At 43.1% G+C, this 23,592-nt stretch carries 18 protein-coding genes and 1 tRNA gene; 13 read left to right on the plus strand and 6 right to left on the minus strand.

Going from position 1 to position 23,592, the window contains the following annotated elements; translation table 11 throughout:
• Nucleotides 1-145: 145 nt before the first annotated feature.
• Nucleotides 146-352, minus strand: coding sequence for a YbfA family protein (locus tag PROVALCAL_RS16470; protein ID WP_006660462.1), 207 nt, complete (start codon nt 350-352; stop codon nt 146-148).
• Nucleotides 353-780: 428 nt separating this feature from the next.
• On the opposite strand from PROVALCAL_RS16470, the gene kdpF reads away from it, so the two are divergent.
• From kdpF to PROVALCAL_RS16510, 9 genes are all read left to right on the plus strand, one after another.
• On the plus strand, nt 781-870 hold the full coding sequence (gene kdpF, locus PROVALCAL_RS19385) for a K(+)-transporting ATPase subunit F (protein WP_071524944.1): 90 nt from the start codon (nt 781-783) through the stop codon (nt 868-870).
• 1 nt (nt 871) lies between these two features.
• Nucleotides 872-2,575: a potassium-transporting ATPase subunit KdpA gene (gene kdpA / locus PROVALCAL_RS16475; RefSeq protein WP_006660463.1), complete on the plus strand. Its 1,704-nt coding sequence runs from the start codon at nt 872-874 to the stop codon at nt 2,573-2,575.
• A gap of 13 nt (nt 2,576-2,588) precedes the next feature.
• On the plus strand, nt 2,589-4,652 hold the full coding sequence (gene kdpB, locus PROVALCAL_RS16480; RefSeq protein ID WP_006660464.1) for a potassium-transporting ATPase subunit KdpB: 2,064 nt from the start codon (nt 2,589-2,591) through the stop codon (nt 4,650-4,652).
• A 10-nt stretch (nt 4,653-4,662) separates the two neighbouring features.
• A complete protein-coding gene (kdpC, locus tag PROVALCAL_RS16485; protein WP_039862274.1) occupies nt 4,663-5,256 on the plus strand; it encodes a potassium-transporting ATPase subunit KdpC in 594 nt (197 codons plus the stop codon).
• Between the two features lie 8 nt (nt 5,257-5,264).
• Nucleotides 5,265-7,964: a two-component system sensor histidine kinase KdpD gene (kdpD, locus tag PROVALCAL_RS16490; RefSeq protein ID WP_006660466.1), complete on the plus strand. Its 2,700-nt coding sequence runs from the start codon at nt 5,265-5,267 to the stop codon at nt 7,962-7,964.
• 16 nt (nt 7,965-7,980) lie between these two features.
• Entirely contained in the window at nt 7,981-8,664 is a 684-nt protein-coding gene (kdpE, locus tag PROVALCAL_RS16495) for a two-component system response regulator KdpE (protein ID WP_006660467.1), read from the plus strand.
• Nucleotides 8,665-8,779: 115 nt separating this feature from the next.
• Nucleotides 8,780-9,214: a DUF5329 family protein gene (locus PROVALCAL_RS16500; RefSeq protein ID WP_207383146.1), complete on the plus strand. Its 435-nt coding sequence runs from the start codon at nt 8,780-8,782 to the stop codon at nt 9,212-9,214.
• Between the two features lie 621 nt (nt 9,215-9,835).
• Entirely contained in the window at nt 9,836-11,953 is a 2,118-nt protein-coding gene (locus PROVALCAL_RS16505) for a TonB-dependent siderophore receptor (RefSeq protein ID WP_006660469.1), read from the plus strand.
• 90 nt (nt 11,954-12,043) lie between these two features.
• Nucleotides 12,044-13,606: an esterase family protein gene (locus tag PROVALCAL_RS16510; protein WP_006660470.1), complete on the plus strand. Its 1,563-nt coding sequence runs from the start codon at nt 12,044-12,046 to the stop codon at nt 13,604-13,606.
• A gap of 212 nt (nt 13,607-13,818) precedes the next feature.
• Here PROVALCAL_RS16510 and glnS read toward each other — a convergent pair whose 3' ends face one another.
• The 5 genes from glnS to nagE all read right to left on the minus strand — a co-directional run bounded on the left by glnS (nt 13,819) and on the right by nagE (nt 19,595).
• On the minus strand, nt 13,819-15,486 hold the full coding sequence (gene glnS / locus PROVALCAL_RS16515; protein WP_151899080.1) for a glutamine--tRNA ligase: 1,668 nt from the start codon (nt 15,484-15,486) through the stop codon (nt 13,819-13,821).
• 147 nt (nt 15,487-15,633) lie between these two features.
• Complete coding sequence (locus PROVALCAL_RS16520; RefSeq protein WP_006660472.1) at nt 15,634-16,449, minus strand: sulfite exporter TauE/SafE family protein; 816 nt, start codon at nt 16,447-16,449, stop codon at nt 15,634-15,636.
• 157 nt (nt 16,450-16,606) lie between these two features.
• Complete coding sequence (locus PROVALCAL_RS19095; RefSeq protein ID WP_050788088.1) at nt 16,607-16,978, minus strand: hypothetical protein; 372 nt, start codon at nt 16,976-16,978, stop codon at nt 16,607-16,609.
• 11 nt (nt 16,979-16,989) lie between these two features.
• Nucleotides 16,990-17,346: a hypothetical protein gene (locus PROVALCAL_RS19100; protein WP_006660474.1), complete on the minus strand. Its 357-nt coding sequence runs from the start codon at nt 17,344-17,346 to the stop codon at nt 16,990-16,992.
• Nucleotides 17,347-17,564: 218 nt separating this feature from the next.
• Nucleotides 17,565-19,595: an N-acetylglucosamine-specific PTS transporter subunit IIBC gene (gene nagE, locus PROVALCAL_RS16530; protein WP_006662318.1), complete on the minus strand. Its 2,031-nt coding sequence runs from the start codon at nt 19,593-19,595 to the stop codon at nt 17,565-17,567.
• A gap of 353 nt (nt 19,596-19,948) precedes the next feature.
• Between nagE and nagB the strand changes: the two genes are divergently transcribed.
• The 4 genes from nagB (at nt 19,949) to PROVALCAL_RS16550 (ending at nt 23,592) form a co-directional block, all read left to right on the plus strand.
• Nucleotides 19,949-20,752 (plus strand): glucosamine-6-phosphate deaminase, encoded by an 804-nt coding sequence (gene nagB / locus PROVALCAL_RS16535; protein WP_006660476.1) that lies wholly within the window; start codon nt 19,949-19,951, stop codon nt 20,750-20,752.
• A 121-nt stretch (nt 20,753-20,873) separates the two neighbouring features.
• Nucleotides 20,874-22,040 (plus strand): N-acetylglucosamine-6-phosphate deacetylase, encoded by a 1,167-nt coding sequence (gene nagA / locus PROVALCAL_RS16540; RefSeq protein WP_039862279.1) that lies wholly within the window; start codon nt 20,874-20,876, stop codon nt 22,038-22,040.
• Nucleotides 22,041-22,047: 7 nt separating this feature from the next.
• Entirely contained in the window at nt 22,048-23,271 is a 1,224-nt protein-coding gene (gene nagC / locus PROVALCAL_RS16545; protein WP_006660478.1) for a DNA-binding transcriptional regulator NagC, read from the plus strand.
• Between the two features lie 262 nt (nt 23,272-23,533).
• Nucleotides 23,534-23,592, plus strand: a tRNA-Met gene (locus tag PROVALCAL_RS16550).

The following is a 23,592-nucleotide window of genomic DNA, read 5'->3' on the forward strand; positions in this document are numbered from 1 at the left end:
AATTAATTTAAATTTCAAATTAAATAACATGACTGTAATTTAAATAACATTGAAGTATAGGAATTAATTATTATGATTTTTATATAAAAAAATCCCCACAATTAAATTATTGCAGGGATATCTTTTTAGTGAATTGAATCACTGATTAACGATGGCTTTCCATCGTCACTTCTGAGCTAGCCAACCACACAGGTTTATCGCTCGTTTTCGCCCAGACTTTATGCAGGTAGCTATAAAATCGTGCTCTTTTTGGATAAAAAACCATAACCGGAAACGCAATAATGCCAGCTGTTACAGCAGCAGTGCGGCGTAAAAGTACCTGATTACGGGAATATTCTTGATATGTGGACATCGATATCCTCCTTCAGTAGCCACTCAATTTTTGCCGATTCCAGTATTGCTCTTTACTCCCATCAACCTAAGTCACAAAAGAGGCACCAAAATCGAACACCAACGTTAATCTTCATTAACTGAACCTATAATAACGTAATTTGTGTAATTAAACTACTCATCTGACCACTTCAGATTAAAATAAATTCATTTTTTTTAGCTAATTCTGTTGTTTTATTACGAAATGTAGCAAAAGGCAGTAATAAACCAACAAATAAATCACATTTCATTAACAGACTATACTTTGGTTAGTGCTTTCATCATGAATAATGAATGAGTAAATTTAATTGGGCATTTTTATACTATTTTTACACCCTACCTTCTTTTTTTATCAGCTTATTTACAAGTAAATGCCTAACCTAACGCAATGGAAATAATAAGGAGATAACAATGTCGCTACTTTCCATTTCTGGGGCAGTTCTTGTTGTTGTACTGCTGGTTTATCTGATTTATGCCCTGCTCAACGCGGAGAATTTCTGATATGGCCACCAATGCGTTTTTACTCATTGCCAGTTTTTTACTGGTATTAATGCTGCTAGCCAAACCACTTGGTCACTTTATTGCCTATCTTATCGATGGTGATATGCCTCGTGCTATTTCAAAGAGTGAATCGGTATTCTGGCGGTTAAGCGGAATCAAACAAATAGGGCGAGATCTCCCTGAGATGAATTATAGGCAATATGCCATCGCCATCTTCATGTTTAATTTGCTGGGGTTTGGATTACTATTTGTTATTTTGCTGTGCCAAGGCTCGTTACCTTTAAACCCACAACACTACCCAGGCATGAGCTGGGACTTAGCGTTTAATACTGCCATTAGCTTTGTGGCAAATACCAACTGGCAATCTTATAGCGGAGAAAACACCTTAAGCTATTTGAGCCAGATGGTCGGGTTAACGGTGCAAAATTTCCTCTCGGCTGCAACAGGGATAGCCGTCGTGTTTGCACTGATCCGTGCATTCTCACGACACGGCAGCAAAACCATTGGTAATGCTTGGGTCGATTTAGCACGTATCACGCTATATCTCCTTTTGCCATTATCCATTGTGTTGGCTTTATTCTTTGTTAGCCAAGGGGTTATTCAGAATTTCTCCCCTTATATTCTAAGTAGTAACCTTGATAGCAGCTCACAATTATTGCCGATGGGACCCGTTGCTTCGCAAGAAGCCATTAAGTTGTTAGGAACCAATGGAGGGGGATTTTTTGGGGCTAACTCATCACACCCATTTGAAAACCCTACAGCCTTAAGCAATTTTGTCCAAATGTTGGCTATCTTCTTAATTCCAACTGCACTCTGCTTTGCTTTTGGTCGTACCGTCAGTGATAGCAAACAAGGTCATGCTCTGCTATGGGCAATGGCGATTATTTTTGTGATCGCCGCAGCGGTCGTGATCCACGAAGAATACGTTGGCAACCCATTTTTAGGGGAGTTGCATGCAACAAGCACCGCTAATCTTGAAGGAAAAGAAAATCGCTTCGGTACATTAGGCTCTGCCTTGTATGCCGTCGTGACTACCGCAGCATCTTGTGGTGCAGTGAACTCAATGCATGATTCCTACACGGCATTAGGCGGCATGGTGCCTATGTGGCTAATGCAAATCGGAGAAGTTGTCTTTGGCGGCGTGGGATCAGGCCTCTACGGTATGCTGTTATTTGTTTTACTCGCAGTTTTCTTAGCTGGGTTGATGATTGGGCGCACACCTGAATACCTTGGTAAAAAAATTGAAGTGCGTGAAATGAAAATGGTGGCATTGGCAATTTTAGTCACGCCAACCTTAGTACTACTCGGCACAACAATTTCACTCATGACTGAAGCGGGACGTGCTGGCATTCTTAACCCAGGCGCACATGGATTCAGTGAAGTGCTATACGCTTTCTCATCCGCAGCCAACAACAACGGCAGTGCATTTGCAGGATTAAGCTCGAATACGCCGTATTATAATGTGATGCTGGCGTTAGCCATGTTCTTTGGTCGTTTTGGTGTCATTTTCCCAGTATTAGCCATCGCGGGTTCTATGGCAGTGAAAAAACCTCAAGCGGCAAGCCTTGCTGCATTACCAACACACGGTCCGCTGTTTATCGGTTTATTAATCATGACAGTTCTTCTCATTGGTGCGCTGACCTTTGTACCTGCCCTTGCGTTAGGTCCGATCGCAGAACATCTGCAAATTTGGTTAGCGGCATAATGAGGGTGAAAAAATGAAAAATCAAAAAACACAATTATTTGATAGCAAACTGGTTCGCCAATCAACCCTTGATGCCATTAAAAAACTGACACCACAAGCACAATGGCGTAACCCAGTGATGTTTGTTGTCTACATCGGCAGCATCATGACGACATTATTATGGATAGCGATGATCGCTGGCTATAGCGAAGGCAACGCTTGGTTTAGTGGCATGGTGACATTATGGTTATGGTTTACCGTACTGTTTGCTAACTTTGCAGAAGCGCTAGCGGAAGGACGTAGTAAAGCCCAAGCACAAAGCTTAAAAGGGGTCAAACAACAAAGTCGTGCGACCAAACTGGCAACAGCCGCTCTCGATGCACCGCAAGAAATGGTCAGTTCAGACCAGCTACGCAAAGGTGATATCGTGCTGATCCGAGCTGGGGAAACTATCCCTTGTGATGGTGAAGTGATTGAAGGCGGTGCATCGGTAGATGAAAGTGCTATTACAGGGGAATCAGCACCCGTCATCCGCGAATCCGGTGGTGACTTCTCATCGGTCACAGGGGGAACTCGAGTCCTTTCCGACTGGCTGATCGTCGAATGTACGGTTAACCCGGGCGAAACCTTCTTAGACCGTATGATATCGATGGTGGAAGGCGCACAGCGCCGTAAAACGCCAAATGAAATCGCCTTAACTATTTTGTTAACCGCGCTAACAATTATCTTTGTGTTAGTCTGCGCAACCTTATACCCATTCACCCTGTTTGCCACTGAGTATGCAGGTGCAGGTGGTGCAGTTTCGATTATTGTTTTAATTGCCCTTCTGATCTGTTTGATTCCAACCACGATTGGTGGATTGCTTTCGTCCATCGGTGTTGCTGGTATGAGTCGTATGCTAGGCGCAAATGTGATTGCCACCAGCGGTCGTGCTGTTGAAGCCGCTGGGGATGTGGACGTACTGTTGTTGGATAAAACGGGCACCATCACCCTCGGTAATCGTCAAGCCTCTGACTTTTTACCGCTAAGCGGCGTCACAGAGCAGCAATTAGCCGATGCGGCTCAGCTCTCTTCACTGGCGGATGAAACCCCAGAAGGACGCAGTATTGTGGTGCTCGCAAAACAGAAATTCAATTTACGCGAACGTGATATCCACGCAATGAATGCGACTTTTGTTCCCTTCTCCGCGATGACAAGAATGAGCGGTGTTAACGTGGGTGAGCGCATGATCCGTAAAGGTTCTGCGGATGCTATCCGTCGCTATGTAGAAGCCAATCATGGAAAATTCCCTGTTGAAGCAGACAAGCTTGTCGAACAAGTTGCCCATGCAGGGGGAACACCATTAGTCGTTGTTGATAGCCAAACCGTTCTCGGCGTCGTTGCACTCAAAGACATCGTGAAAGGTGGGATGAAAGAGCGTTTTGCACAAATGCGCGCCATGGGGATCAAAACCGTTATGATTACGGGGGATAACCACCTGACAGCGGCAGCAATCGCTGCGGAAGCAGGCGTGGATGATTTCTTAGCGGAAGCCACTCCAGAAGCAAAACTCGCCTTAATACGCCAGTACCAATCCGAAGGTCGACTCGTTGCGATGACGGGGGACGGGACTAACGATGCCCCTGCACTGGCACAAGCTGACGTTGCTGTCGCGATGAACTCAGGTACTCAAGCCGCTAAAGAAGCGGGGAACATGGTGGATTTGGATTCGAACCCAACCAAGTTAATTGAAGTCGTTCATATTGGTAAACAAATGCTGATGACCCGAGGTTCATTAACCACATTCAGTATTGCCAACGATATCGCCAAATACTTCGCGATTATTCCGGCATGCTTTGCCGTCACATGGCCACAGCTCAATGCATTAAATATTATGCACTTACATTCACCGGCATCGGCGTTGCTGTCCGCGGTTATTTTTAATGCCCTGATTATTGTGTTCTTAATTCCACTGGCATTAAAAGGGGTAAATTATCGCCCAATGAGCTCTCAGTCACTTTTACAACGCAATTTAAGCTTGTACGGTTTAGGCGGATTGATTGTCCCATTCGTGGGGATCAAGCTTATCGATATGTTCATCAGCTTATTTGGTATTTAAGGAGCCTATTATGAACATGTTTCGTTCTTCATTTATGATCTTAGTTTTACTGACATTGGTCACGGGGATTGCTTACCCGCTACTCGTCACAGGGATCGCCAATGTAATTTTTCCAGCTCAATCGATGGGCTCGCTGATCCTGCAAGATAATCGCGTTATTGGTTCATCATTAATTGGGCAGTCTTACCAAAATGACCATTATTTCTACGGTCGCCCCTCAGTGACGGCAGATGTACCGTATAATGCACTGGCATCTGGTGGTAGCAATTTAGCGATCAGCAATCCTTTGTTAACAAAAGAATTAACTGAGCGCGCTGTGGCATTGAAACAGCATGAACCTGATGGCGGAGACTCTCTACCCGTGGATTTACTCACCGCATCATCAAGTGGGTTAGATCCACATATTTCAGTAGCTGCCGCCTTATATCAAGCGCCACGGGTTGCCAAAAACAGACAGTTATCGATAGACACAGTAAAATCGATTATCGCTGATAACACTCAATCTCCGCTGTTTAGATTCTTAGGGGAGCCAGTTGTCAACGTGCTAGAATTGAACCTTGCCCTTGATGCCTATCAGCGGGAAGCTAACAGTCAAAATCACTGAGGTCAGTTATGAATAATCAGGAGCCTATCCGCCCAAACCCAGATGACCTGTTGGTAAAGGCAAATGAAACTGGACGCGGCAAACTTAAGATTTTCTTCGGTGCTTGTGCGGGTGTTGGGAAAACTTATGCCATGTTGCAAGAAGCGCAACGCCTTCGAGCACAAGGGTTAGATGTGCTGATTGGCGTGGTCGAAACTCATGAACGAGAAGAAACCGCCGCACTGCTGGATGGGCTCCCGCAACTACCTCCGTTAAAAATCAGCCATCGAGGGCGTCGCCTGCACGCCTTCGATATTGATGCAGCATTAGCAAGGCATCCTGCCATTATCTTGATGGATGAACTTGCCTTCAGTAATCCAAATGGCAGCCGTCATCCTAAACGCTGGCAAGATGTCGAAGAACTGCTGGATGCGGGGATCGATGTTCTTACGACAGTGAATGTGCAACATATTGAAAGTTTGAATGATATCGTGGGAAGCATCACGGGCATTCGCGTACGAGAAACCGTTCCCGACCATATTTTTGATGCCGCCAATGAAGTGGTATTAGTTGATTTGCCGCCAGATGACCTTCGCCAGCGCCTAAAAGAAGGCAAAGTGTATATACCGGGGCAAGCAGAACGCGCTATCGAGCATTTTTTCCGTAAAGGTAATCTCATTGCCTTACGTGAATTGGCGTTACGACGCACAGCCGACCGTGTTGATGATCAAATGCGAGAGTTTCGCGATGGCAAAGGAGAAGCCCCCGTTTGGCATACTCGGGATGGGTTATTGTTATGCATTGGGCATAATACTGGCAATGAAAAACTGGTACGCGCAGCAGCCCGACTCGCCGCTAAATTTGGCAGTGTTTGGCATGCGGTATATGTCGAAACCCCCACATTGCACCAACTTCCTGAAAATCAGCGCCGCGCCATTTTAAAAGCACTTCGGCTCGCACAAGACTTGGGTGCCGAAACCGCCACACTGTCTGATCCCAACGAGGAAAAAGCGATTTTACGTTACGCTCGTGAACATAACCTGGGTAAGATTTTAATTGGCCGGCGTGATAAACATCGCAAATGGTATAAATTTAAATTACACCAAGGCTTTGCCGATAGACTGGGTAAGCTAGGTCCTGATTTAGACTTAATCATCGTTGCTCTCGAAGAAAAAAGTGATTGGGATAAAGAGCCGGAAAGAAAGCCATTCACCGAAAAATGGCGTTCAGACATGAATGGTTATTTAATGGCGATAGCCATGTGTGCTGCCATCACTTTATTCTCACGTACATTTTTACTGGCACTGGACAAAGCTAACCTCGTGACACTCTATTTGCTTGGGGTGGTGCTAGTCGCGCTATTTTATGGTCGGCGCCCTTCCGTCTTTGCCGCGTTAATCAACGTAGTCAGCTTTGACCTATTCTTTGTGCAACCTCACTTTTCATTAGCCATTATGGATATGCAGTATTTAGTGACTTTTACTGTGATGCTAATTGTGGGGGTTGTCGTCGGGAACCTCACCGCTGGCATGCGCTATCAAGCGCGCATTGCTCGCTACCGTGAGCAACGTACACGCCATTTATATGAAATGACTAAAGAGCTGGGGCAAGCACTTAGCACTGAAGATATCGGAAAAACAGGCTATCATTTTTTGAATAATGCTTTCCAAGCAAAAACCTGTTTACTTCTGCCTGATGAGAATAACCAACTCACACCATTACAGTGTGAAGGTTATAGTCAATTACAGATAGACAAAGCCATTGCTAAATGGAGCTTTGATAAGCGCCAACCGGCTGGCGCAGGAACTGATACGCTGCCCAGCGTGCCATACCAATTACAACCTATCACGACCGCCGATGAAACCCTTGCCGTTCTTGCAATTGAACCGCGCAATATTCGCCAATTATTGATCCCTGAGCAGCAACGTATGCTGCAAACCTTTACAGGGCTCATCGCGAGTAGCCTGTCACGCTTACAACTCACCAAACAGGCAGAAACAGCTAAATTGGATGTTGAACGGGAGCAATTACGAAATTCACTGCTGGCTGCCCTATCCCATGATCTCAAAACACCACTGACGGTCTTATTTGGGCAGAGTGAAATTTTAATGTTAGAGCTATCTGCGGAAAACTCCCCTCTCACGGAGCAAGTTAACCAGATGCGCCAGCAAGTTTTGAGCACATCACGACTGGTCAATAATTTACTGGATATGGCTCGCTTACAATCAGGTGGGATCCACCCAAATCTAGAGTGGGAATCTCTGCAAGAAATTACCAGTAGCGCAGTTAGGATCTTAGATTACACTTTAAATAGTCATCCTCTTGATATTGATATTCCAGCAGATTTACTATTGTATTGCGACGGAAACTTGATTGAACGCGTGTTAATTAACTTACTCGAAAATGCCATCAAATATAGCGATAATGACACCCCTATCGGCATTCGAGCCTCGATTGAGGCACAACAGGTCCATATCGAAGTGTGGGATGCCAGTAATGCAATCCCTGACGGGCAAGAAAAAACCATTTTCGATAAATTTTCTCGCGCACAAAAAGAGTCAGCAATTCCAGGCGTTGGCTTAGGTTTAGCTATCTGTCGTGCTATTATCCATCTCCATGACGGTGAAATTTGGGCACAAAACAATGATAAAGGTGGCGCCAGCTTCCATTTTGTTTTGCCATTAAAGCCGTTACCCGAGATTGAAAACGAAAGCGAAAACGAAATTTAGGAGCATCTAGCGTACTGTGAGTTCCCATCAAATCCTGATCATTGAAGATGAAAAAGAGATCCGCCGCTTTGTTCGATTAGCGCTGGAGGGTGAAGGCTGGAAAATTTTTGAAGCCGAAAATTACCAACGAGGACTCATTGAAGCGGGTACTCGTCAGCCCGATTTGGTGATTTTGGATCTTGGATTACCGGATGGCGATGGATTAGATTTGATCCGTGATTTGCGCCAATGGAGCAGTATCCCGCTGATTGTGCTTTCCGCTCGAGAAGAAGAATCACAAAAAGTCGCCGCACTGGATGCGGGTGCCGATGATTATCTCACAAAACCTTTTGGTATCAGTGAATTACTCGCCCGTGTTCGAGTCGCTTTGCGCCGCTTTGGTAAAGCGGGTCAAGAAAGCCCTACGTTTCAATTTGGCGATGTCACCGTGGATTTTATCAACCGCATCGTGACTAAAGGTAGCGAAGAGCTGCACCTTACCCCCATTGAGTTTCGGTTACTGAGCGAACTTGTCGCCAATAGTGGAAAAGTACTCACTCAGCGCCATTTGTTGCTGCAAGTCTGGGGACCGAGTTACGTCGAACATAATCATTATCTACGCATTTATATGGGGCATTTACGCCAGAAGTTGGAAAATGACCCTGCTCGCCCCGAACATCTTTTAACTGAAACCGGTATTGGCTACCGTTTTATGCCTTAATTTATGCCTTAAAACCTAAGTTTGTCTTAACGCATGATTCTCAGACTATTACTGATAGTTTATTCATCGCGGCTGCCTATAATCTCTCCAATCTTAATTTATCGGAGCGTTTCCTGTGCAATCGTTACTGACTCAAGCTTCTCGCCGTTTTGCTTCAATCTTAGTGATTTTTTTAACTATTTTCGTCACCACCAAAGCCCTTGCGCTAAGCCCAGAAGAGAAAATGCGGACTGAAGCGTTGTTAACGGAATTGGGCAAACAGCAGAATTTAACGTTCACGCGTAATGGTTCCGGTCATTCCGCACCAGAAGCTGAATCCCATTTGCGTTTAAAGCTGGGTAAAACCGAAAAGCGCTTACAGACAACAGAGCAGTTTATTGACAATGTGGCATCCAAATCCTCTATCACCGGAGAAGAGTATCAAGTCACCGATGCCCAAGGTAAAGTCACCAGCGCCAATCAATATCTGCATGATTTATTGAAAAATAACGTTGATAAAAAACCAAATAACCCGTTTTATCCCCTCCCGATTAATGAAGCGCCCCAATAGCTTGCGGGCACTTCATTATGTCGCTGTCTTTCGTGAACCGCCTTACTCCTCGCATAATGAAAAGACCTTTTTCATGATCGAGAAGCCCCATTTCCCTGACCCTATATATCCGCCAATCAGAATCACAATCCGAATCTTATAACCCTATACAGACCGAAGCATTAGATGCGCTGATGAAATACGTTGATAGTTGCCTTATTGTTCAAAAAGCAATTTGATTGAAATGCTGACTTTCTAAAACATAAAAAACTGATTAATTATCATAAGTTATTCTTAATGATTATTATTATCATATAATATTTAAATGATTATTATTATCATATAGAATGCAAAATTAAAGTTTGAAAACAATAGAATGCTAATGTATTAGCTTGCGCATCTATATGTTTTTCATCTAAAAACTTTACATTTTCACATTGAGAGCACATTGATTTAATTCAGATATATTTACGCCAGAGATGTCAAAGAATACATCGGTGTAAGTATGAACGGTAAAAGAAAAACTCACTTTTATCCCCTCCTGACCAAATCAAAAAATATCCATCGTGTGAAAACTTGCACTACTAGGTTTCCATACCGTCTTAAATTTCACGTTGAAAATAGGGATGAACAGGTATTGCTATGTTAAATAAAAATAAGCTATCAGTGCTATCACTGTTAGTAGTTTCTCCATTCGCTTCAGCAACTGATGTTTTGGTTGTGACTACACCAAGCTCAAATGATTCATATACCGCAACAACGACTTCTTCTGCAACGAAGAATGAGACTGAGATAATGAAAATACCACAGACGGTAAATGTGGTGACCAAAACCCAAATAGAAAACAGAGCAGCAGAAACTGTTGTGGATGCATTGAGATATACACCAGGTGTGGTTACAGAATACCGTGGTGACTCAAATCGCAATGATGAAGTATTCAGTCGCGGTTTTGATTATGCGAACAAAATTCTAGATGGCATTCCTTTTGGCGGAAATGCGTCCTCGTCAATGGGCACAACCGAACCTTGGTTTCTGGACAGAGTTGAGATGATTAAAGGACCGGCATCTGTGCAGTATGGGCAAATAAGTCCTGGTGGGGTTATTGCCATGACAAGCAAAAAACCAACCGCGCAGAGCATCAATAAAATTCAGTTACGACTAGGTAATCGAAATAAAACAGAAGGATTTTTTGACCTGGGTGGCAAGCTAACGGATGATGGAAATATCCTCTACCGTTTAAATGGCTTGGCAAAAAAGAAAGACACTCAGGTTCGAGACTATGAAGAAGAAAAATATGCCATCGCTCCCGCAATATCATTCCTAAATGAAGACACAACGTTCACTCTTTTGGCTTATCTACAGAACTCACCGAAAAATGGTTATCGAAATTTTCTTCCTAAAGTTGGCACCCTTGAATCAACCCCTGAAGGAAAAATTCCACAAGATTTCAACATAAGCAATCCTGACTATAATATTTCCAAACAAAAACAACATAGTATTGGATATGAATTTGAACATAATTTTAGTGATCAAATTTCATTGGTACAAAAGGCACGCTACGCAGAAATTGATGAAAAATATAATTATTTAGTATTTAACACCTTAGCAAGTGAAGCTAAAAACTATCCTTATGTACTCAAACGAATGGCTCAGCACGAAAAAACGAAACTCAATACATTTGGTGTTGATACCCATTTAAATTTCGACATTGATAATGGGGGGCTTTATCAAACACTATTAGTCGGCGTCGATTACAAATGGACTAAAGAGGATAAACAGTTTTGGCGTGACAGAAGCGGTAACTATGATATTGATTGGCGTAACCCCCAATACCAGAAAATTGATGAATCCAAGCAGACGCTATTCACCGACCAGTTACAAAAAAGCGATCAAATCGGTATTTATATTCAAGACCAAATTGAATGGAATAGCTGGAACTTATTAGCTAGCACCCGATATGACTGGATTGAAGTAAAAACGCTAGACAGAACGAACAGTGACAAATCACAACAAAATGATGGCAAACTAACCGGCTTAGTTGGGGTGTTATACTCATTTGATAATGGTATTTCCCCTTATATTAGCTACAGCACCTCTTTTGAGCCGAATCTTGCTACCAACAGAAAGCCAGAAAGTCAGCCGTTTGATCCTAAAACAGCAAAACAAACAGAAATCGGTATTAAGTACCTCACCCCTGACCAAAAAACGCTGGCGACCTTATCTCTCTATCATATCGAGCAAAAAAACATTCCTAAATACGACTCTGAATTAGGTTATATGACGCTAATCGGCAAAGGTGAAAGCAAAGGTGTGGAAGCCCAGATAAACAGTAAGCTTACCGACAAATTTGCTGTTACAGGGGCATATTCATATACCAGAACCAAAGTGCTTGAAACGTCAAACAGTGCTGAAAAAGGAAAAGAATTTCCTCGAATCCCTAAAAATATGGTCTCCGTATGGGGACAATATGAAGAAAACTCAGGGATGCTAAATGGACTGAAAGCGGGCGCAGGAGTGCGCTATATCGGTTCCAGTCAGGCTGGGGCAGATAATAGCTTTTCTGTGCCTGGGGTAACACTTTACGATGCTATGGTTGGCTATGAACTTGCCAATATTTCGCCATCTTTGAAAGGCGCAACGATACAGTTAAACGTTAATAACTTAATGGATAAACATTATGTTTCATCCTGTGGCATGAGTGATGCCTGCTTTTATGGCATCGGTCGTACTGGTACTGTCACGTTTGATTACGCCTGGTAAAACAAAAAGTAAGAACAAAGGCTACGACAAATTAAGATGTAGCCTTTGTTATCTCATTAATAATAACGATTAATTTGAAAGTGAGGGCTCATGAAGTCTGTTTTGCTTTACGTAATGGTTGCTTTTAGTGCAGTACCCGCAATAGCCGCTCCTTGCAACGAACTGCCTCTCCAAGGGGTTCAGGAAGGTGTATTCGATACCGAGGGCAAGGTTTGCTTTAGGCTTCCAGCGCTTAATGAAAACTATGTTGTTGCCACACTAAAAGGGGCTACAGGGGCACAATTGCTCGACCAGCAAAACCATCATTTACGCACGTTATTGGAAGCAGGACCTGCTGATGGAGAAAAATCGCTACTTTTTTCATCCCCGATAGGGCAAGTTTCATCATTAATGTTATATGGAAATAGCGGTAGTGAATGGAAATTTAACTGGCAAATGACAGAAACTCAGCCACTCAATCGCGTGCGAAAACTTAACCCGGTCAGTCCTACTTTACAGCAACTCGCAAAGGAGCTGGCAGCAGGAGGAACGACAGATGCATTTTGGGAAAAGCAACAGCTCAGCGGTACGCCTTTAGTTGAACCCGTAGATACATCCCATAAACGAGTCACTTTTTTGTGGCGCGCAGCGCGCGGTAACGTGTTTATTTTAGGGTCTCCGGCAGGCGATCATGATCCCATGTTTAAACTTGCTGACTCCGATGTTTGGTTTCGCAGCTACGTGGTCCCCGCAGATACGCGTATGCAATATCAATTGGCACCTGACGTTCCTAAAGTAGATGGCAGTGCGCGTGAACAACGCCGTGCAATTTTAGTCACTGCACAAGCAGACCCTTTAAATCCCGCGACTATGAGTATAGAAAATGATGATAAGTGGAACACCTCATCTTTACTTGATTTAAAACCCTCACGGTATTTTACCCGCGATACAATGAAACAGCCTATACGTTATGGTTCTTTGACTCGACATACATTAAAAAGTAATTTCCTTAGAAATAGTCGAGAAATCATTCTTTATCGCCCAAAAGCAACGACACCCGTTAGTTGGACATTATTTTTGTTTGATGGCCAAATTTGGCAGGATAAATATCACACCGCCAATGTAATTGATGATTTGATTGCTAATCATCAATTACCCCCAATTAATATTGTCTTTATAGATAGTCTGGATAGTAAACGTCGCTCCAAGGAACTCCCCCCAAACCAAGCCTTTGCTGACTTTATGGCGCTGGAACTGCTACCTTGGGTGAGCAAAAATGGTATTGAAATAAATAATGAAAAGACGATTGTGGCTGGCGCAAGTTATGGAGGATTGGCATCATCCTGGGTCGCATTGCGATATCCAAACCAATTTAGTCATGTGCTGAGCCTATCTGGCTCGTACTGGTGGGCACCTGAAGGTGAAAAGCCAGGATGGTTAACTCGCCAATATCAGCAATCACCGCATTATCCGATCAGTTTCTGGATACAAGCAGGGTTATTTGAAAACCAAGGTGCTGATGGCGGCATTTGGCTTAATAGCCAAGAACTTGAACATGTTTTGCGAGATAAAAACTACAAAACCAGCTTCCATTCATGGTCAAGTGGTCATGATTATGCTGCTTGGATAGAAGCATTGGTTTATGGGTTGAAAGACTTCACGAGCCAACGCTGAATCTTCTGTGGGTGACCAGCTGCGCCCACAACGGTATGTTGATATAAAAAGACCCCCAACTATTGGGGGTCTTTTTTTAGACCGTTCTCAACAATTCTCTAAATAATTCGTATTGTAGCAAGGCGGCAAGTGAGCCAATCCCTCGACACAAGTATGTGACTAGGGTTAGCAAGCGCAGCCAACGCCGCTACAGCACGAAGTATGACGAGGATTTAGTTAGACTCAATCTTAGCCCACGTATCTCGCAATCCAACCGTACGGTTAAACACCAGTTTATCCGCGCTGCTCAGTTTATTATCTGCGCAGAAATACCCTTCACGCTCAAACTGATACGCTTTTTCTGCTGGCGCATCACGTAGGCTTGGTTCTACAAAACCTTGGCGGATAACCAGAGATTCTGGGTTTAAGGTTGATAAGAAATCATCTTCTGCCGCTGGGTTTGGTACCGTGAATAAGCGGTCATATAGACGAATTTCCGCTGGCAATGCATGTGCTGCACTTACCCAGTGGATAACGCCTTTCACTTTACGACCATCGGCTGGATCTTTGTTAAGCGTGTCCGCATCGTAAGTACAGAAGATAGTGGTGATGTTGCCTTCTGCATCTTTTTCTACGCGTTCTGCTTTGATGATATACGCATTACGCAGGCGTACTTCTTTACCTAATACCAAGCGCTTATATTGGCGGTTAGCTTCTTCACGGAAGTCTGCACGGTCAATATACAGTTCATTGCTAAATGGCACTTCACGCGTTCCCATGTCTGGGTTGTTCGGATGATTTGGCGCCTTCAGAATTTCTTCCCCTGCTGGCATGTTTTCAATCACTAAACGTACAGGGTCGATAACTGCCATTGCGCGTGGAGCTGAGTCATTTAGGTCATCACGGATGCAAGATTCTAATGCTGCCATTTCAACATTATTATCTTGTTTTGTAACACCGATACGACGACAGAATTCACGGATTGAAGCCGCTGTATAGCCACGGCGACGTAAACCTGAAATTGTCAGCATGCGTGGATCATCCCAACCAGCAACATGTTTTTCAGTCACAAGTTGGTTTAACTTACGCTTAGACATCACTGTGTATTCAAGATTCAGACGAGAAAATTCGTACTGACGTGGATGACAATCAATAGTGATGTTGTCCAATACCCAATCATACAGACGGCGGTTGTCTTGGAATTCTAATGTACACAGTGAGTGTGTAATACCTTCCAGCGCATCAGAAATACAGTGGGTGAAGTCATACATCGGGTAGATGCACCACTTGTTGCCAGACTGGTGATGCTCTGCAAATTTAATACGATACAAAACTGGATCGCGCATAACCATAAATGGTGATGCCATGTCGATTTTTGCACGTAAACATGCTTTACCTTCTTCGAATCCACCTGCGCGCATTTTTTCAAACAGCGCCAAGTTATCTTCGATCAAGCGTTCACGGTATGGGCTATTTTTACCTGGCTCTTTTAATGTGCCACGGTATTCACGAATTTCGTCAGCACTGAGCTCATCAACATAAGCCAGACCTTTTTTGATTAGCTCAATCGCGTATTGATATAAAATATCAAAATAATCCGATGAATAGCGAATGTTGCCGCTCCACTGGAAACCTAACCATTGGACGTCGTTTTGAATCGAGTTCACATACTCAACATCTTCTTTGACCGGGTTAGTATCATCAAAGCGTAAGTTACACTTACCTTGATAATCCTTCGCGATACCAAAGTTCAAGCAAATTGATTTCGCATGACCAATGTGTAAGTAGCCATTCGGTTCAGGCGGAAAACGCGTGTGTACTGACGTGTGTTTTCCCGTCGCCAGATCTTCATCTATGATCTGACGGATAAAGTTAGTTGGGCGAGCATCTGCCTCATTCATTGTCATCGTTCCTCAGTGCCAAAAGCGCGCTATATTCGTATAGTAACCGAATATATTCTACCATAATACGTCCAGAAACAACCGTTTGATTAAGCTTAGTCAGGAAAAGCGATGGCAAAGATGCGTTTTTGTCAAAAAATAGGCTATTTATACAAACAACATCACCCCAAGAACGATCATTAATAAGATTGGATAACTTTGGGCATGGCGTTTATCACTTAAATATGGCATTAAAAACGAAGCAAAACGGATACCAATCCAAGAAGTGGCGATTAAAATTAATGCTCCTTTAATGTAAATCATGCCTAAAAAGCCCGTTCCTAATTCAAAATGCTTTTCCATGGCAAAATAGAAATAAATAATCGAGCCTGTGATGGCCATTGGCAATGTAAGCGGGTTAGCAAATGCCGCTGCTTGCAACATGCTCGCCCCACGACGGCGCATAAGCGGTACCGTCATCACACTCCCCCCAACCCCTAAAAAAGCTGCTACGGTCCCAATCACCGTTCCGATAACAGCATCAGTAACACATTTTCCTCTGATTAGGGTGTTGCCTTCAGCTTGAGTTTGTAGAAATCCAGGGCGAATAAAACAGTCAAGAATGGTGATAATTAAATAACCGATAAAAATCCACCGAATCCATTCACTGTCTACTGAGAGTGCGATTAATGCTCCTAAAATGCCACCAATTGAGATAGGGATCATAAAGGGCTGAATAATTTGCCAATTCAAGTTTCCTTTTAAGTAATGTGCTCGGCTAGATAGGCTTGATGAAAAAATCATCACAAATGTGGACGTCGCTACCGCAATTTGCATGGCGACCTCGCTAGTATCGTGCCGAGGTCCCCATACAAGGGTAATCAGGGCATACAGTAATGGCACGGCGATAAATCCACCACCAAAGCCAAATAGCGCGGTAGTGATCCCCGAAATAAAACCGAATAAACAGAGTAGTAAATCCACAGGACAATCCTCAGATGTGCGTGAGGTTTTATCTTATCTTTGTGCATTTCCCTATGCTTATGCCATTTTGCCAACTCACTTTGAGATTTCGCCAATTTAATTAACAGATATAACTTTTTCGCTACACTTCTTAAGTGAGTTACTGGCTGGTATCTGCTTACCCATAGGTCTCGTCTATCCGCTTTCCTGCCGCCTCGCCTTTCGGGGCATTAGGCATTTGCTTAATCGCCTGAGCCACGCTGATCAATAATCGCATAAATTCATCGGCATTCTGTTCATTGCTTCCGTTTGATATCTGTGCCATTGTGCTATTGGATTTTGATCGCCATGGTTGCCTTAAGGAATTAAAAACCTCAAACAATTGCTGTTTAGTGCTATATAACAAACTGCCATCTTTAAAGACATCCTGAAAGCCGAATTCACCAACATAATAGTCCAGCAAGTCTTCATTCACTGGATTGTTAATATAAATCCCATCCCCCTCCACTTTAATCAGGAAAAATAAAATGCTGACTAATGAATAAGTCATCATTTTCCCATCTAAAACTTTATTTTTTTCTCAAAATTTTGGAGTAGTTCAATGGTTGCTCTGCGGCTGTGGGGGTCATAACTACACACACAGCCTCCTGCGGGTTTATCGGGGATTCGTACTAAAATTCGATTACGGCTAATGAGCTTAAAACAGAAACTGAAGCTCTCTTTCGTTAAAACAATTTCGCTATAATCAAGCCAAGCTAAAGGATCTACCGTATATAATGAATTGATATGACAATACTTTAAGTTTTCTTTGTTCATTCTTCGAATGCGAATTGCGTTACCTGAACATTGAAAAAAATGATTCATCTTTTGTAAAACAAATTCGCTAGCTTCATTCACTAACGTGATTTTCGACATCATATTATTTTATTCCTTTAAAAAAACCATATCCTCGTCAATGGGGAAAATAAAATAGTCATAAGAGTCAAAAAGTTAAATTCGTTTATACCGAATGCATGATTGATTAATTTATCAATTAATATTTCGAATATTAATCATTGCTTAATTTGAATAAAAAAATGCCAGCTTGTTAGGCTGGCATTTTGTATACGAACGAATCGTTGCTATTTATGGTCGTACTATTTTAATACGTTGTAAATAACGGTTTCACCCGCGGTCACTTGACCTTTGGCTAAAATCTCAACACCCGCAAAATCATCGATATTGCTGATAATAACAGGGCTGATCATTGATTTAGCATTGGCTTCAAGGAAAGATAAGTCGAGTTTCAGAATCGGAGTACCTGCTTCAACTTCAGCACCTTCTTCCACTAAACGCTCACAACCTTCACCATTTAATGCAACGGTATCAATCCCCATATGCACAATCAGCTCAACACCATTTGCTGTTTCAAGGCAGAATGCATGGTTGGTTGGGAAAATTTTAACAATGGTACCTGCCGCTGGCGCAACCACTTCACTGCTAGTTGGTTTGATAGCAATACCATCACCCACAATACGGCTAGAGAATGCTTCGTCTGGTACTTGATCCAGCGAATAAACTTCACCGCTAACAGGCGCGATTAACGATAATACCGCATTACCTTTTGCTTTTTCTGTCGTTGCCGCTTGCTGACTTTTTTCTGGTGCGGACACTGGAGCCGAAGCCGCAACAGGACCTTTAGCAATAACTTCTGTCATTGCTTTAGCGATTAATTCAGCACGTGTACCAACAATCACTTGTACGTTTTGTTTATTCAAGCGAATAACACCAGATGCGCCAATACGTTTTGCAAGAGAATCGTTGACCACTGCGGAGTCTTTCACACCTAAACGTAAACGAGTAATACACGCGTCGATGTTAACAATGTTGTCACTGCCACCTACTGCCGCAATATACTGACGAGCTTCTTTTTGAATCTCGCTTTCATCACTGTGTGCATCACTGATGTTTTCGTCATAACCATCTACGGTTTCATCGCCTGCGCTCTCTTCACGACCTGGGGTTAACAGGTTGAATTTACGGATCATGAATCTGAAGATCACATAATAGATGCAGAAGAATACTAAACCTTGAACAATCAGCATGTACCAGTGTGTAGCGAGTGGGTTACGTGTCTGTAAGAACATGTCCACCAGACCCGCACTGAATCCGAAACCTGAAATCCACTCCATCGTTGCAGCAATATAGACAGAGATACCGGTCAGCAATGCGTGGATCACGTACAGGACAGGCGCAACAAACATGAATGAGAATTCAAGTGGTTCAGTGATACCCGTAAAGAATGCCGCAAATGCACCGGCAATCATGATACCAGCAACTTTCGCTTTATTTTCTGGGCGTGCACAGTGATAGATAGCCAAAGCTGCACCCGGCAGACCGAACATCATGATAGGGAAGAAGCCCGCTTGATAGCGTCCAGTTATCCCAACCGTTGCCAAACCAGCTTCGATGGACTTCGCACCACCTAAGAAGTTAGGAATATCGTTAATTCCTGCAACGTCGAACCAGAATACCGAGTTCAACGCATGGTGTAACCCAACAGGAATCAGTAAACGGTTAAAGAAGGCATAAATACCCGCACCTACAGAGCCTAAATCTTTGATACTTTCACCGAAAGCCACCAATCCGTTATACACCACAGGCCAAACATACATCAGAATGAATGCCAAGATGATCATGAGGAATGAGGTTAGAATCGGGACGAGGCGACGACCGCTGAAGAATGACAGCGCTTTTGGTAGCTCTACGCCACTGTAGCGGTTGTATAATTCAGCAGAGAGAACCCCAACAAGGATACCGACGAACTGGTTATTGATTTTATTGAATGCCGCAGGGACTGATTCCACTGGTACACTCATAATCATTGAGTACGATGCAGGTGAACACAGTGTTGTCACAACTAAGAACCCGACAAAACCGGTTAGTGCAGCCGCACCATCTTTATCTTTAGACATTCCGTAAGCAACACCAATCGCAAACAACACAGACATGTTGTCAATGATGGCAGCACCGGATTTGATCAGTAACGCAGCGATTGCACTATTGGCACCCCAACCATCTGGGTCTATCCAATAACCAATCCCCATTAGGATTGCGGCGGCTGGCAATACGGCGACAGGCACCATAAGCGCCCTACCAATCCGCTGTAAGTAGCTAAGAATATTCACAAACTCCCCCTTTGTATCGCTCTATTTTTGTCCCATTTCAGGATCTTATTTTCACGCATCAGGAATATAACTGATGTCGCTTAATTATAGCAATTCATAGTCTAGATGAATTTTTTCGCGATACAAAATAAATAGCTGGAAACTGTGATAAATGTCAACGAAAGGATCCTGATATTGACTAAATTAGTAGCTATTCTTGAAAACTTATTTTATGATTAAAAATAAGTTTTTTATATGATTTGCTGTATATACTCCAAGTACCTCAGTCATAAGAATATGTTGAAAATGATCAACATAATTGGAGATGGGGTCATACAAGTATAAATTGAAAGAAACACTCGAGGTAAAAGTACATGAGGCTTATCCCGTTAAATAATGCTCATGATGTTGGCGTATGGTCCGCACAGTACATCGCTGATAAAATCAACGCATTTAATCCGACAGCTGAACGCCCTTTCGTTCTAGGCTTACCAACTGGCGGTACACCGCTGGCAACCTACAAAGAATTAATCGCCTTATATAAAGCTGGTAAAGTCAGCTTTAAGCATGTAGTCACATTCAATATGGATGAATACATTGGTATTCCCAAAGATCATCCTCAAAGTTACTACACATTTATGCATCAAAACTTTTTTAATCACATTGATATCCAAGCTGACAACATCAATTTACTGAACGGTAATGCCCCTGATGTCGACGCCGAATGTCAACGTTATGAAGATAAAATCAAATCCTACGGTCAAATCAACCTATTTATGGGTGGTGTAGGTAATGATGGTCATATCGCCTTTAATGAACCGGGTTCTTCTTTAAATTCCAGAACTCGAATTAAAACATTGACGCCAGAAACTCGCCAAGCGAACTCTCGTTTCTTTGATAACGATATCAATCAAGTACCTAAATATGCACTGACTGTTGGTGTTGCTACACTATTAGATGCAAAAGAGCTAATGGTATTAGCAACAGGCGCAAACAAAGCAGATGCCGTCCATGCTGCAGTTGAAGGCTCCGTAAACCATTTATGGACTGTCAGTTGTGTACAACTTCATCCGAAAGCATTGATTGTCTGCGATGAGCCAGCAACATTAGAATTGAAAGTCAAAACGCTTAAATATTTCAAGCAATTAGAATGCGAAAATATTGAATCGTTTAATTAATTTATACGCAATCTTATTTAAGTGGCACTGCCATTTAAAATAGAGAGAGTATCGAACACCCGACCAGCTACCACTCATGCTGGTCGGTGACCCTTTTACTCGCGGTCAGGAGTTTTACGCTATGTATGCACTAACTAATTGCATTATTTTTACAGGTCACGAAAGACTGGATAACCACGCGGTCATTATTGATGGCGAAATCATCAAAGCCGTATGCCCAGAATCTGAACTCACTCACGATATCGAACGTAAAGACTTACAGGGCGCCATTCTGTCGGCTGGCTTTATCGATCTACAAGTGAATGGCTGTGGCGGCGTGCAATTCAATGATAACGAAGAAAACGTGACATTGAAAAACCTCGAAATCATGCAAAAAGCCAATGAGCGTGCTGGTTGTACTAGCTTTCTGCCAACATTAATTACCTGTTCAGATGCGCTGATGAAACATGGCGTAAAAGTCATGACTGACTATCTGAAAAAAAATAAAAACCAAGCGCTTGGTCTACATATTGAAGGTCCGTACATTAATTTAATTAAGAAAGGGACCCACAACCCAGAGTTTATCCGTAAGCCATCGGTTGAAATGATGGATTACTTATCGGCCCATGCTGACGCAATTAGCATGATCACCCTCGCGCCTGAAATTGTTGAGCCGCATTTTATCCACCAGCTCACAGAGGCAGGTATTGTTGTCTCCGCAGGGCACTCTAATGCAACTTATGAAGAAGCGCGCCAAGGCTTCCGCTCCGGCATCCGAGCTTCAACGCATTTATTTAATGCGATGCCTTACATTTCAGGTCGTGGTCCTGGTTTAGTCGGTGCGATTTACGATACTCCCGAAGTTTATGCTGGTATCATCGCTGACGGCTTACATGTCCAATGGGCAAATATCCGCAATAGTAAACAACTTAAAGGCGATAAACTGGTTTTAGTCACCGATGCGACCGCACCCGCCGGAATTGATCCCCAAACAGGTGAAATGGATCATTTTATCTTCGCAGGTAAAACCATATACTACCGAAATGGATTATGTGTCGATGAAAATGGCACACTGAGCGGCTCTTCCCTGACCATGATTAATGCGGTGAAAAACAGTGTTGAACATGTTGGCATTCCTCTTGATGAAACATTAAGAATGGCCACCCTTTACCCAGCAAGAGCCATTGGGGTAGAGGCAACATTAGGTTCCATCGAAGCCGGCAAAACGGCTAACTTGACTGCCTTTAACCAAGACTTCCAAGTCCTTTCAACTTATGTAAACGGAGAGGAAGTCTATAAAAATGAGTAACTAGCTGATGAATCAAAGCCACTCGCTAAAGCAAATTGGTAATATTGATCTCGTAAAACAACTCAACAGTGCTGTCGTTTACAGCCTGATTGATCAACAAGGACCGATATCTAGAATTCAGATAGCGGAGCAGAGCCAACTTGCGCCAGCGAGTGTCACAAAAATCACTCGTCAGTTACTCGAACGCGGTTTAATTAAAGAAGTAGACCAGCAGGCCTCCACCGGAGGCCGTCGCGCTATATCCATCGTCTCCGAATACAAACATTTCCATACCATCGGTGTGCGCTTGGGGCGTTACGATGCCACCATCGCCCTGTATGACCTTAGCGGAAAAATGCTGGCAGATGGTCACTACCCTATCACTGAACCCACCCAGCAAGTTGTAGAACAAAAACTGATTGCCGCTCTTGAAGACTTTATTGCGCTACACCAACGTCGCATTAGAGAATTGATCGCTATCTCCGTGATTTTGCCCGGACTGGTAAATCCGCATTCAGGTATCGTCCACTATATGCCGCATATTAAGGTTGATAACTGGCGATTGATTGATAACTTACAAGCACATTTTAATCTCACCTGTTATGTTGGGCACGATATTCGCAGCCTAGCGCTAGCTGAGAGCTATTTTGGTGCAACCCAAGATTGTAAGGACTCACTCCTTGTTCGCATTCACAGGGGGGCTGGAGCCGGTATAGTTGTCAATAAAGAGATACTGCTAAATCATAGAGGCAATCTAGGAGAGATTGGTCATATTCAGGTTGACCCACTTGGTGAGCTTTGCCATTGCGGTAATTTTGGTTGCTTAGAAACCATTGCTTCCAACCAAGCGATTGAAGCGCGAGTCAAACAGCGTTTAGAGCAAGGCTATAGCAGCCAATTAACCCCTGAAACCTGTTCAATCTCTCATATTTGCCAAGCCGCTAATAAAGGCGATCCGTTAGCAACGGAAGTTATCCAGCACGTTGGGCGACAAATAGGTAAGGCAATCGCTATCACAATTAACTTGTTCAATCCTGAAAAAGTAGTCATTGCAGGAGACATTACTGAAGCTGAGCAAGTTTTATTACCTGCGATTCAAAGTTGCATCGACACACAAGCCTTAAAAGGTTTTCGTGAGAATTTACCCATCGTCACTTCACAATTGGTGCATAATTCAGCAATTGGCGCATTTGCACTCACAAAACGGGCGATGCTAAACGGAGAATTGCTCCAGACATTATTAGAAAGTTAACTTTGCTTTCTTTTTTATCCACTAACGTGGAAATAACGTCATAAATGACAGTGTGATTTTTAACCATCTTAATAATAACAAATCACATTTTTTCAAATTCGGGGTTGTTTTTTGCTGTCTTTATCGACAAAATGATTATTCATCAAACAAACAAACGCATTTTCTAAAAAATAGTGCAAAAAGCTGTTGACTGTCTTGCCTGTAATTAGCATAATGCGCCCCGCAACGCCGATGAAGGTTAAGCAAAAAAAGATGGCTATGTAGCTCAGCTGGTTAGAGCACAACACTCATAATGTTGGGGTCACAGGTTCGAATCCCGTC

Source organism: Providencia alcalifaciens DSM 30120 (assembly GCF_000173415.1).
GTDB lineage: Bacteria > Pseudomonadota > Gammaproteobacteria > Enterobacterales > Enterobacteriaceae > Providencia > Providencia alcalifaciens.